10 protein-coding genes are annotated in these 11,924 nt (G+C 70.5%); 2 read left to right on the forward strand and 8 right to left on the reverse strand.

Annotated elements, in window-relative coordinates:
* Positions 1–15: 15 nt before the first annotated feature.
* The 5 genes from rpsD to IE237_RS25275 form a co-directional block, all read right to left on the reverse strand.
* Positions 16–630, reverse strand: a complete 615-nt coding sequence (gene rpsD, locus IE237_RS25255; protein ID WP_015032311.1) for a 30S ribosomal protein S4 — start codon at positions 628–630, stop codon at positions 16–18.
* 395 nt (positions 631–1,025) lie between these two features.
* On the reverse strand, positions 1,026–2,378 hold the full coding sequence (locus tag IE237_RS25260; RefSeq protein ID WP_189804549.1) for a replication-associated recombination protein A: 1,353 nt from the start codon (positions 2,376–2,378) through the stop codon (positions 1,026–1,028).
* A 43-nt stretch (positions 2,379–2,421) separates the two neighbouring features.
* The gene (locus IE237_RS25265; protein ID WP_189804404.1) at positions 2,422–3,048 is read right to left on the reverse strand and encodes a vitamin K epoxide reductase family protein; all 627 of its coding nucleotides are present in this window, start codon (positions 3,046–3,048) and stop codon (positions 2,422–2,424) included.
* 132 nt (positions 3,049–3,180) lie between these two features.
* On the reverse strand, positions 3,181–4,443 hold the full coding sequence (gene hisS / locus IE237_RS25270; RefSeq protein ID WP_189804405.1) for a histidine--tRNA ligase: 1,263 nt from the start codon (positions 4,441–4,443) through the stop codon (positions 3,181–3,183).
* An 8-nt stretch (positions 4,444–4,451) separates the two neighbouring features.
* The gene (locus tag IE237_RS25275; RefSeq protein WP_189804406.1) at positions 4,452–5,159 is read right to left on the reverse strand and encodes an MBL fold metallo-hydrolase; all 708 of its coding nucleotides are present in this window, start codon (positions 5,157–5,159) and stop codon (positions 4,452–4,454) included.
* A 154-nt stretch (positions 5,160–5,313) separates the two neighbouring features.
* On the opposite strand from IE237_RS25275, the gene IE237_RS25280 reads away from it, so the two are divergent.
* Together IE237_RS25280 and IE237_RS25285 are read left to right on the forward strand one after the other, a co-directional pair.
* The gene (locus IE237_RS25280; protein WP_189804407.1) at positions 5,314–6,117 is read left to right on the forward strand and encodes a peptidylprolyl isomerase; all 804 of its coding nucleotides are present in this window, start codon (positions 5,314–5,316) and stop codon (positions 6,115–6,117) included.
* A 199-nt stretch (positions 6,118–6,316) separates the two neighbouring features.
* The gene (locus IE237_RS25285; protein ID WP_189804408.1) at positions 6,317–7,546 is read left to right on the forward strand and encodes a DUF349 domain-containing protein; all 1,230 of its coding nucleotides are present in this window, start codon (positions 6,317–6,319) and stop codon (positions 7,544–7,546) included.
* Between the two features lie 68 nt (positions 7,547–7,614).
* Here the strand turns inward: IE237_RS25285 and IE237_RS25290 are convergent, their stop codons facing one another.
* From IE237_RS25290 to secF, 3 genes are all read right to left on the reverse strand, one after another.
* On the reverse strand, positions 7,615–10,077 hold the full coding sequence (locus tag IE237_RS25290) for a RelA/SpoT family protein (RefSeq protein ID WP_189804409.1): 2,463 nt from the start codon (positions 10,075–10,077) through the stop codon (positions 7,615–7,617).
* A gap of 227 nt (positions 10,078–10,304) precedes the next feature.
* On the reverse strand, positions 10,305–10,856 hold the full coding sequence (locus IE237_RS25295; protein WP_189804410.1) for an adenine phosphoribosyltransferase: 552 nt from the start codon (positions 10,854–10,856) through the stop codon (positions 10,305–10,307).
* The gene (gene secF, locus IE237_RS25300; protein WP_189804411.1) at positions 10,853–11,923 is read right to left on the reverse strand and encodes a protein translocase subunit SecF; all 1,071 of its coding nucleotides are present in this window, start codon (positions 11,921–11,923) and stop codon (positions 10,853–10,855) included. Before secF ends, IE237_RS25295 begins: the two co-directional genes overlap by 4 nt.
* Position 11,924 lies beyond the last annotated feature (1 nt).

The raw sequence follows: 11,924 nt of genomic DNA on the forward strand, positions 1-11,924 counted from the left end.
ACTGCCGTGCCGAGATCAGCGGGCGTAGTACTCGACGACCAGCTGCTCGTCGCAGATGACCGGGATTTCCTTGCGGTTCGGGTCGCGGTCGAGGCGGAAGGCCAGGGCCTTCAGGTTGACCTGCAGGTAGCGCGGGGTCTCACCGTCGGCGGCGAAGCCACCCTCACGGGCCATCTCGAACAGCGGCTTGGTGCGGCTGCGCTCGCGGACCATCACGACGTCGTCGGGACGGACGCGGAACGACGGCTTGTCGACCTTGCCACCGTTGACCTGGATGTGACCGTGCACGACCATCTGGCGGGCCTGGTAGATGGTGCGGGCGATGCCCGAACGCAGGACCAGGGCGTCGAGGCGACGCTCGAGCTCGACGACCAGCGCCTCGCCCGTCTTGCCCTCGGCCTTCTTGGCGCGGTCGTAGGCACGCGCCATCTGGCGCTCGCTGATGTCGTACTGGGCGCGCAGACGCTGCTTCTCGAGCAGACGGACCTTGTAGTCCGAGTTCTGCTTGCGGCCACGGCCGTGCTCGCCCGGCGGGTAGGGGCGGGCCTCGAAGTACTTGACGGCCTTCGGGGTCAGCGCGATGCCGAGGGCACGCGACTTCTTGACCTTGGGACGGGACTGGTTCGGCATGAACCAACCTCTCTCATTGATACGAAAACGGCTTCACCAGGGTTAGGGGAGGTCGCATCCGCAGCCGGGAAACCCGCCTGGTCCGTACGGGACGGACCTGCCGGGCAGCCGCTCCCAGGTCTGGGCACATACGTGCAGCACGCGAACGACCCATCGCCGTTCCCGGGAATCCGGGGGGTGATGGGTGGCACGCGACACCTTCGAAGGTGCGCGACGCTCCTGGAAACCCCGCCCTGGGGCGGAGTCTCCGGCTGACTGTCCCGTTCTGGTGTGCCGACCGGAGCCGGACACGGGACGCAGCGATCCGGACCAGTGTACCGGGTCTCCGGGGCGCGCTCGCACCGAGGCCGACCGGGCTCCGCGACAGGTGTCCGGGAGCTCCCCGACGGCCGCGTCTACTCGGCGCCCTTCAGGCGGGCTCGGACCCGCTCCACCACGTCCGCGTATCGCGCCTCCGCCCCGTAGCGCGTGGGCTCGTAGTACTGGCGGCCGTGGATCGTGTCCGGGGCGTACTGCTGGGCGGCGATGCCACCCGGTACGTCGTGGGGGTACACGTACCCCTGGGCGTGGCCGAGCTTGGCCGCGCCCTTGTAGTGGCCGTCGCGCAGGTGCGGCGGGACCGAGCCCGCGAGGCCGCCCCGCACGTCGGCGAGGGCGGCGCCGATCGCGGTCGTCGCCGCGTTCGACTTCGGGGCCAGCGCCAGGGCGATGGTCGCGTGGCTCAGGGTGAGGGCCGCCTCGGGGAAGCCGATCATGGCGACGGCCTGGGCGGCGGCGACGGCGATCGGCAGGGCGTTGGGGTCGGCGAGGCCGATGTCCTCGCTCGCGGAGATCATCAGCCGGCGGGCGATGAAGCGCGGGTCCTCCCCCGCCTCGATCATCCGCGCCAGGTAGTGCAGGGCCGCGTCCACGTCCGAGCCGCGGATGGACTTGATGAGCGCGCTCGCCACGTCGTAGTGCTGGTCGCCGTCCCGGTCGTACTTCACGGCCGCGCGGTCGACGGTCTCCTCGACGGTCTCGAGGGTGATCTCCGGCTCGCCCTTGGCGATCGCCGCGCCCGCCGCCGCCTCCAGGGCGGTCAGGGCCCGCCGGGCGTCGCCGCCGGCGACGCGCAGGAGGTGCGCCTCGGCGTCCTCCGGCAGGGTGACGGCCCCGCCGAGCCCCCGCTCGCCGGTGAGCGCCCGGGCCATCAGGCCCTTCAGGTCCTCGTCGGTCAGCGGCTCCAGGGTGAGGAGCAGGGAGCGGGAGAGGAGCGGGGAGATCACGGAGAAGTAGGGGTTCTCGGTGGTGGCGGCGATCAGCGTCACCCAGCGGTTCTCGACGGCCGGGAGGAGCGAGTCCTGCTGGGCCTTGGAGAAGCGGTGGATCTCGTCGAGGAAGAGGACGGTCTCCTTGCCGAAGCCGCCCGCCGCGCGCCGGGCGCCGTCGATGACGGCCCGGACCTCCTTGACGCCCGCGGTGATCGCGGACAGCTCCACGAAGCGCTTGTTCGTGGCCTTCGACACGACGTACGCGAGGGTGGTCTTCCCGATGCCCGGCGGGCCCCAGAGGATCACCGAGGAGGCGCCGGCGGGACCGCCGTCGCCGTCCCCCACGAGTCGGCGCAGCGGCGATCCGGGCTTGAGCAGGTGCTGCTGGCCCACCACCTCGTCGAGGGTGCGCGGGCGCATCCGGACGGCCAGCGGGCTGCTGGACGGGTCCTTCTCCTGGCGGTCTTCGGCTGCTGCGGTAAAGAGGTCGGGCTCCACAGTCATGAAGCCTAGGTCACGGCACCGACAGTCCGGTTCTCCGTCAGCTGGTCCAGAAGTCCCACCAGCGGGTCAGGATGAGCATGCCGATGATCCCGATGTGCAGGACCGGCAGGATCCACGTGAACTCGTCGAAGAAGGTCTTCAGGCCGTCGGGGGCCGGGATCACGCCGAGGCGCACGTTGTGCGAGGTCACGTACCAGAACATGACGATGGTGGCGACCCAGGCGAGGCAGCACCAGAGGCAGAGCGAGTTGATCTCGTACAGCGACTGGTACATCAGCCAGGTGCAGAAGCCGACGCCGAAGAGGGTGCCGGCGTTGAGGCCGAGCCAGTACCAGCGGCGGTAGCGGGCTCCGGCGAGCAGGCCGACGCCGATCGCGATCACCACGGCGTACGTGACGAGGCCGAGCATCGGGTTCGGGAAGCCGAACACCGAGGCCTGCTCGCTCTTCATGATGTTGCCGCAGGAGACGATCGGGTTGAGGCTGCACCCCGGGGTGAAGGTGGGGTCCTCCAGGAGCTTGAACTTGTCGATGGTGATGACCCAGGCGGCGAGCAGTCCGGCCGCTCCGGTGATCACGAGGAGCCAGGAGAAGGCCCGGCTCGCCCCGATCGTGCCGCCGCCGTCCCGGCCGGACCCGACCTCGTCCACCGCTGCCTTCGCCATGTCACCTTTTCCCTCGCTCGACCGGCCTTGTGGGCACGGTCATTCTGCAACACCGATCTGTCGTTCGGCCGTTCGCGGGAGATAAGGACGGGCCCGGACCACACCGTGGTCCGGGCCCGCTCTCACGACGGATCAGGCCAGCTTGGCCCGCACCGCCTCCACCAGATCGTCCAGCGTGACGGCCTGCTGCTCGCCGGACTCCATGTCCTTGAGCTGCACGACGCCCTCGGCCAGGTCGCGCTCGCCCGCGACGACGGCGAGGCGGGCGCCCGAGCGGTTGGCGTCCTTCATGGCGCCCTTGAGGCCCTTGCCGCCGAAGGAGAAGTCGGCGGCGACGCCGGCCCTGCGGAGCTCGGTGACCTTGCCGAAGAGGAGGCGGCGGGCCTCCTCGCCGATGGCGACGGCGAAGACGCTGGTGGCGGCGGGGATGTCGAGCTCGACGCCCTCGGCCTCCAGGGCGAGGACCGTGCGGTCCACGCCGAGCGCCCAGCCCACCGACGGCAGCGCGGGGCCGCCGATCATCTCGGAGAGGCCGTCGTAGCGGCCGCCGCCGCCGACCGCCGACTGCGAGCCGAGACCGCCGTGGACGAACTCGAAGGTGGTGCGGGTGTAGTAGTCGAGGCCGCGGACCAGCTTGGGGTCGTCCTCGAAGACGACGCCCGCCGCGGTGATCAGGGCGCGCACCTCCTCGTGGTACGCCTTGCACGCGTCGCACAGGTAGTCGCGCAGGAGCGGCGCGTCGGTCAGCTGCTTCTGCACGGCCTCCCGCTTGTCGTCGAGGACGCGCAGCGGGTTGATCTCGGCGCGGCGCAGGGTCTCCTCGTCGAGGTCGAGCCCGCGCAGGAAGGTCTGGAGGGCCTCCCGGTAGACGGGACGGCACTCCTTGTCGCCGAGCGAGTTCAGCAGGATGCGGAAGTTCCGCAGGCCCAGCGAGCGGTACGCCTCGTCGGCCAGGATGATCAGCTCGGCGTCGAGCGCCGGGTCCTCGGCTCCGATCGCCTCGGCGCCGACCTGCGAGAAGTGGCGGTAGCGGCCCTTCTGCGGGCGCTCGTAGCGGTAGTACGAGCCCGAGTACCAGAGCTTGACCGGCAGGTTGCCCTGCTTGTGGAGGTTCGCCTCCAGCGCGGCGCGCAGCACGGACGCGGTGCCCTCCGGACGCAGGGCGAGCTTGTCGCCGCCCTTGGTCTCGAAGGCGTACATCTCCTTGCTGACGATGTCGGTGGACTCGCCGACGCCGCGGGCGAAGAGGTTCACGTCCTCGAAGCCGGGGGTCTCGACGTAGCCGTAGCCGGACTTCCGCAGGGGTCCGGAGATCGCGTCCCGGACCGCCAGGTACTTGGCGGAGTAGGGCGGGATCAGGTCGTACGTGCCCTTGGGGGCCTTGAAGGTGCTCACGTGAGTCGTCACATTCCTCGTCGGGGAGCGTCCGTGCTCCCGAGGCCGGCCGCCACGTCCCGCAGATAGGGGTTCGTGGCGCGCTCCTGGCCGATGGTCGTCTGGGGACCGTGTCCCGACAGCACCACGGTCGAGTTGTCCAGCGGCAGGCACACGCGGGCCAGCGACGCGAGCATCTCGTCCATGTCACCACCGGGAAGGTCGGTGCGTCCGATGGAGCCGGCGAACAGCAGATCCCCGGAGAAGAACACGGAGGGGATCTCCGTGGTCTCGGGCATCCGGAAGGTCACCGACCCCTTGGTATGACCGGGCGCGTGGGCGACGGAGAACTCCAGACCGGCGAGCTTCAGCTCGGCGCCGTCGGTGAGCTCGCGCACGTCGTCGGGCTCTCCCACGGTCAGCTCGCCCATGAGAGGCATCCCGATGGAGCGGCCGAGGGCCTTCTCCGGGTCGCTCATCATGTAGCGGTCGGACGGGTGGATCCACGCGGGGACGTCATGGGCGCCGCACACCGGAACGACGGAGGCGACGTGGTCGATGTGTCCATGGGTGAGGACGACGGCGACGGGCTTGAGCCGATGCTTCTTCAGCGTCTCCTCGACACCCTGGGTGGCCTGGTGGCCCGGGTCGATGATCACGCACTCCTCGCCTGCGGCGGGGGCGACCAGATAGCAGTTGGTCCCCCAGGCCCCGGCGGGGAACCCGGCAATCAGCACGTTCGTCCTTAGATGTCGTCCGGCCCGGAGGCGCGGAATCACGGAATGCGGCAGATCAGAGCCTACCGGCGGTGCCGGTTCCACAGCCAACCCGTATACGGTACGGGCACATCCGGCCAGGACAGGAACAGACGAGCGACAAGGAGCGGACCCGGTGGTCACCAGCGATCAGCGGCGGCGGCAGCTTGCCAGGGAGAAGTACGCACGTCAGCAGCAGCGGCGGGAGGAGAACCGGCTCAAGGCGAAGCGGCGCAACACCGTCATCGCGGCCGCCCTCGCGGTGGTGCTGGCCGCGGGCGGCGCCGTGTACGCCTCCGTGGCACTGACGGACGACTCCTCGAAGGGCTCGGCCGACGCGGCGGGAGACCCGACGGGTACCCCCAGCAGCCCGGCGCCCACGGAGAGCGAGTCGGCGAGCCCCGAGCCGAAGCTCACCGTGGACCAGAAGGCCACGTACGCGATGGCCCTCGGCACGAACGAGGGCGAGATCACGATCACCATGGACGCGGCGAAGACGCCGCACACGGTGAACTCCTTCAAGCACCTCGCCGACAAGAAGTACTTCGACGGGACCAAGTGCCACCGCCTCACGACCCAGGGCATCTTCGTGCTCCAGTGCGGCGACCCCAAGGGCGACGGCACCGGCGGCCCGGGCTACACGATCCCCGACGAGAACCTGACCGCCCTCGGCAAGGCGGGCGCGGACGGCACCGTGACCTTCCCGGCCGGCACCGTCGCCATGGCCAACACCGGGCAGCCGAGCACGGGCGGCTCGCAGTTCTTCCTCGTCTACAAGGACACCAAGCTGCCGCCGAGCTACACCCCCTTCGGGAAGATCGACGCGGCCGGTCTCAAGGCGGTCCAGGACGTGGCCGCGGCCGGTGTCGAGGGCGGCGCCACGGACGGCGCCCCGAAGAAGCCCGTCACCATCGCGAAGGCGACGGTCACGAAGAAGTGAGCCCGCTGGTCCGCACGCGCGCGTGACCGTGGAATCTCGGTCGCGCTGAGTGCGGACAGCCGGGCCGCGGTTCGCCTAGATTGGCGTTGTGCAGCGAGGGCCGTCGGCCGCGCTGCGATGGCGGGCGAGGCCCGCCGGGAAACTGTGGACGATGCCCGTGGGGTACGACCCCGCGACGGCATCATGGTGAGGAGGCGCTGTGAGCAGCGACCCGTGGGGCCGCGTCGACGAGACGGGCACCGTGTACGTGCGGACGGCCGAGGGCGAGAAGGTCGTCGGATCGTGGCAGGCCGGCACCCCTGAGGAGGCCCTGGCCTACTTCGAGCGCAAGTACGAGGGCTTGGTTGTCGAGATCGGCCTCCTCGAGAAGCGGGTGAGGACCACCGACCTCTCGGCGAAGGACGCCACCGCGGCGATCGAGCACATCCGCCAGCAGATCGACGAGCACCACGCCGTCGGCGACCTGGCCGCGCTCGCGACCCGTCTCGACAAGCTCGTCGAGACGGTCGACTCGCGCCGCGAGGAGCGCAAGGCCCAGAAGGCCAAGCAGACCGACGAGGCGCGCGCCGCCAAGGAGAAGCTCGTCACCGAGGCCGAGGAACTGGCCCAGAGCGAGCAGTGGCGCTCCGCGGGCGAGCGGCTGCGGGCGCTCGTGGACACCTGGAAGGGCCTCCCCCGGCTCGACCGCAAGTCCGACGACGAGCTGTGGCACCGCTTCTCGCACGCCCGCTCGGCGTTCTCGAAGCGCCGCAAGGCGCACTTCGCGTCGCTCGACGCCCAGCGCGAGGACGCCCGCAAGGCGAAGGAGCGTCTGGTCGCCGAGGCGGAGTCCCTGTCGAACTCCACCGACTGGGGCAACACGGCGGCCCGCTACCGCGAGCTCATGGCGGACTGGAAGGCGGCCGGCCGCGCCCAGCGCGAGCACGAGGACGACCTGTGGAACCGCTTCCGCGGTGCCCAGGACGTGTTCTTCGCGGCGCGCGGCGAGGTCTTCGCCGAGCGGGACGCGGAGCAGACCGAGAACCTCAAGCTGAAGGAGGAGCTCGCGACCGAGGCCGAGAAGCTGGTGCCGGTGACGGACCTGAAGGCGGCGCGTGCGGCCTTCCGTTCCCTCAACGAGCGCTGGGAGGCCGTCGGCCACGTCCCGCGTGACGCCCGTCCCAAGGTCGAGGGCCGGATGCACGCGGTGGAGCGGGCGATCCAGGAGGCCGAGGAGGCCGAGTGGCGCCGGACGAACCCGGAGGCGCGTGCGCGTGCCGCGGGTCTGACCGGTCAGCTGCAGGACGCGGTCGAGAAGCTGCGCAAGCAGATCGACGCGGCCCGCGCCGCGGGCAACGACGCCAAGGCCGACAAGCTGGCGCGTGAGCTGGAGGGCCGTCAGGCCCTGCTCGACCAGGCGCTGAAGGGCCTGGAGGAGTTCGGCGGCTGATTGCCGCGGTTCTCGGCGTACGAGGAAGGCCCCCGGCATCGCGCCGGGGGCCTTCCTCGTCCGTACGGCTACGGGCGCCGGGCGCTGGTGACGCGGTAGACGTCGTAGACGCCCTCCACGCCCCGCACGGCCTTCAGGACGTGGCCCAGGTGCTTCGGGTCGCCCATCTCGAAGGTGAAGCGGGAGGTGGCCACCCGGTCGCGGGAGGTCTGGACGGCCGCCGAGAGGATGTTGACGTGCTGGTCCGAGAGGACCCGGGTGACGTCCGAGAGGAGCCGGGAGCGGTCCAGGGCCTCGACCTGGATGGCGACGAGGAAGACCGAGGACTGGGTCGGGGCCCACTCGACCTCCAGGATCCGCTCCGGCTCGCGGGAGAGCGACTCGACGTTGACGCAGTCGCTGCGGTGGACCGATACGCCGCTGCCGCGGGTGACGAAGCCGATGATCGGGTCGCCGGGCACGGGCGTGCAGCAGCGGGCCAGCTTCACCCAGACGTCCTCGACGCCCTTGACGACGACGCCGGGGTCCGCGTTGGAGCGGCGCTTGGAGCGGCCGCGGGTCGGCGGGGCGACCTCCTCGATGTCCTCGGTGGCGGCCTCCTCGCCGCCGAGCGCCTGGACCAGCTTCTGCACGATGGACTGGGCGGTGACATGGCCCTCGCCGATCGCCGCGTACAGCGAGGAGATGTCGGTGTAGCGCATCTCGTGGGCGAGGGTGACGAGGGAGTCGCCGGTCAGGATCCGCTGGATCGGCAGGTTCTGCTTGCGCATGGCCCGCGCGATGGCGTCCTTGCCCTGCTCGATGGCCTCGTCGCGGCGCTCCTTGGAGAACCAGGCCCGGATCTTGTTCCGGGCGCGCGGGGACTTGACGAAGCCCAGCCAGTCGCGGGAGGGCCCGGCGCCGGCCGCCTTGGAGGTGAAGACCTCGACCAGGTCGCCGTTGTCGAGGGTCGATTCGAGCGGCACGAGCCGCCCGTTGACCCGCGCTCCTATCGTGCGGTGGCCGACCTCGGTGTGGACGGCGTACGAGAAGTCGACGGGGGTGGCGCCGGCGGGCAGCGCGATGACGTCGCCCTTCGGCGTGAAGACGAAGACCTCGTTGCGGGAGAGGTCGAAGCGCAGGGACTCCAGGAACTCGCTGGGGTCCTCGGTCTCCTTCTGCCAGTCGAGGAGCTGGCGCAGCCACGCCATGTCGTTGAGGTGGTCGTCCTTGCCGGCCTTCTTCGGCACGTCGGCGCGGACCTTGGAGGCGCCGGCGACGGCCTCCTGCTTGTACTTCCAGTGCGCGGCGATGCCGTACTCGGCGCGCCGGTGCATGTCGAAGGTCCGGATCTGGAGCTCGACGGGCTTGCCGTTGGGCCCGATGACCGTCGTGTGCAGCGACTGGTACATATTGAACTTCGGCATCGCGATGTAGTCCTTGAACCGGCCGGGGACCGGGTTCCATCGCGCGTGGACGGTGCCGAGGGCCGCGTAGCAGTCGCGGACGGTGTCCACGAGGACGCGGATGCCGACCAGGTCGTAGATCTCCGCGAAGTCACGGCCGCGGACGATCATCTTCTGGTAGACGCTGTAGTAGTGCTTGGGGCGGCCGGTGACGGTGGCCTTGATGCGGGCGGCCCGCAGGTCGGTCTGGACCTCGTCGGTCACTATGGCGAGGTACTCGTCCCGCTTGGGGGCGCGCTCGGCGACGAGCCGGACGATCTCGTCGTACATCTTGGGGTAGAGGATCGCGAAGGCGAGGTCCTCCAGCTCCCACTTGATGGTGTTCATGCCCAGGCGGTGGGCCAGCGGCGCGTAGATCTCGAGGGTCTCGCGGGCCTTCTTCTCCTGCTTCTCCCGCTTGAGGTAGCGCATGGTGCGCATGTTGTGCAGGCGGTCGGCGAGCTTGATGACCAGGACGCGCGGGTCCTTGGCCATGGCGACGACCATCTTGCGGACGGTCTCGGCCTGCGCGGCCTCGCCGAACCTGACCTTGTCGAGCTTGGTGACGCCGTCGACGAGCAGGGTGACCTGGTCGCCGAAGTCGCGGCGCAGGTCCTCCAGGCCGTACTCGGTGTCCTCGACGGTGTCGTGGAGCAGCCCCGCCATCAGGGTCGCCGGGTCCATGCCGAGCTCGGCGAGGATGGTGGTGACGGCGAGCGGGTGCGTGATGTACGGGTCGCCGCTCTTGCGCTTCTGGCCGCGGTGCCAGCGCTCGGCGACCTGGTAGGCCCGCTCGACCTGGCGGAGCGTGGCCGTCTCGATCTTGGGGTCGTTGGAGCGGACGATCCGCAGCAGCGGTTCGAGGACCGGGTTGTACGGGGAGGAGCGCTGGACGCCGAGCCGGGCGAGGCGGGCGCGGACGCGGTTGGACGAGCCGCCGGAGCGGGCGGGCGCGGGCCGCTCGGGGGCGGCGGGCGCGGGGGCGGGCGCAGCAGGCGTGGGCCTGGTCTCCGCTGGCTTGTTCTGGGGCGTGCCTGTCCCCGGCGCGGCCTTCTCGGCCTTCGGGTCGGGCTGCGCGGCGGAGAGTGACTGGGCCTCGTCGGGCAAGAGCGCTCCTCTGGGGGTCCCCCCGGACGGAGTCTGGGGGAGGTTCCGGGTCCCCCGGTCAGGCCCGGAAAGGCCATGGTATCGAGCCAACAGTTCCCGTGCCCACGCGCCCGGGTTTCGGACGGCTCCAGGAGGGGCAGCGCGGCGGGGCCGGGGCACGTCTGGGGGAACGCGAAGGGGCGCCCCGGGGATTCCCCGGAGCGCCCCTGTCGGGGTGAAACCCGATGTCAGACCGTGATCAGCGCCGTGAGCGGTGCGCCGTCCAGGGTCGGTTCCAGGCGGGCGCGGCCCGGGAGGAAGCCGAGCTCCATGAGGACGGCGACGCCCGCCACCTCGGCGCCCGCGCGGCGGATCAGCTCGATGGAGGCCTCGGCCGTGCCGCCGGTGGCGAGGACGTCGTCGATGACCATGACGCGGTCGCCCGCGGCCAGGTCCTCGGCGTGCACCTCGATCTCGGCGGTGCCGTACTCCAACTCGTACGCCTGGCGGAGCGTGGCCCCGGGGAGCTTGCCGGCCTTGCGGACCGGGATGAAGCCCAGGCCCGCGCGGACGGCCACCGGAGCGGCCAGGATGAAGCCGCGCGCCTCCAGGCCGACGATCTTCGTCGCGCCGTGCGCGGAGCACAGCCCGGCGAGGACGTCGGTGAGCGCCGTGAACGCGTCCGGGTCCGCGAGCAGCGGCGTGATGTCCTTGAACAGCACGCCCGGCTTCGGATAGTCGGGGACGTCACGGATGCGGCTGAGCAGGAGCTCGGTGACGCCCTGGGCCTCGGCGGTCATCCTCGGTGCTCCTGGGCGCCTCGACGGCTCGCCCGGGGACCCACGACGGCGGCCTCGGCGGACAGGTCGTCCGCCGCGTCCAGCGGCTCGCCCTTGGCCGCGGCGCTCGCGCGCTTGGCCAGGATGCGCTTCCTGAGCGCCTTGATCGACGGCTCGCGCTCCTTGAGGTCCGCCACGAGCGGGGTGGCGATGAAGATCGAGGAGTACGCACCGGCGGCGAGACCCACGAACAGCGACAGCGAGATGTCGTTGAGCATGCCGGCGCCGAGGAAGCCACCACCGATGAAGAGCAGGCCGGCGACCGGCAGCAGCGCGACGACGGTGGTGTTGATCGAACGGACCAGGGTGCCGTTGATCGAGCGGTTGGCCAGCTCGCTGTAGGTGAAGCGGGTCTGCTTCGTGATGTCCTTCGTCTGCTCCTTGAGGGAGTCGAAGACGACGACGGTGTCGTACAGCGAGTAGCCGAGGATCGTCAGCAGACCGATGACCGTACCGACCGTGACCTCGAAGCCGACCAGTGAGTAGATGCCCACCGTGATCGTGAGGTCGTGGATCAGGGCGACGAGCGCCGCGACCGCCATTCTCCACTCGAAGGCGATGGCCAGGTAGATCACCACGAGGATCATGAAGACCCCGAGACCGGTCCAGGCCTTGGTGGCGATCTGCTCACCCCAGCTGGGGCCGACGATCTCCGCCGCGATCTTGTCCTCGGGGACGTTCAGGTCCTTGGCGAGCTCCACGCGGACCTTGTCGGACTGCGCGGTGTCGAGGCCGCCGACCTGGATGCGCAGGGAGCCGTTGCCGAGCTGCTGGACGATCGCGTCGTGGCCGGAGGCCTCTTCCGCGTACTCCTGCGCCTGGCTGACGGAGACTTCCGACTTCGGGGTGGTGAAGACGGCTCCGCCCTGGAACTCGATGCCCATGTTGAGGCCGCGGACGGCCAGGGCCACGATGGCGGTGATCGTGATCAGGATGGACAGGCCATACCAGATCTTGCGGTTGCCGATGAAGTCGTAACCGACCTCACCGCGGTGGAGCCGGGCGCCGAGATCGCCGAGCTTCGACATC

The sequence above is a fragment of the Streptomyces tanashiensis genome (genome assembly GCF_014648895.1).
In the GTDB taxonomy this organism is placed as follows: Bacteria; Actinomycetota; Actinomycetes; order Streptomycetales; family Streptomycetaceae; genus Streptomyces; species Streptomyces tanashiensis.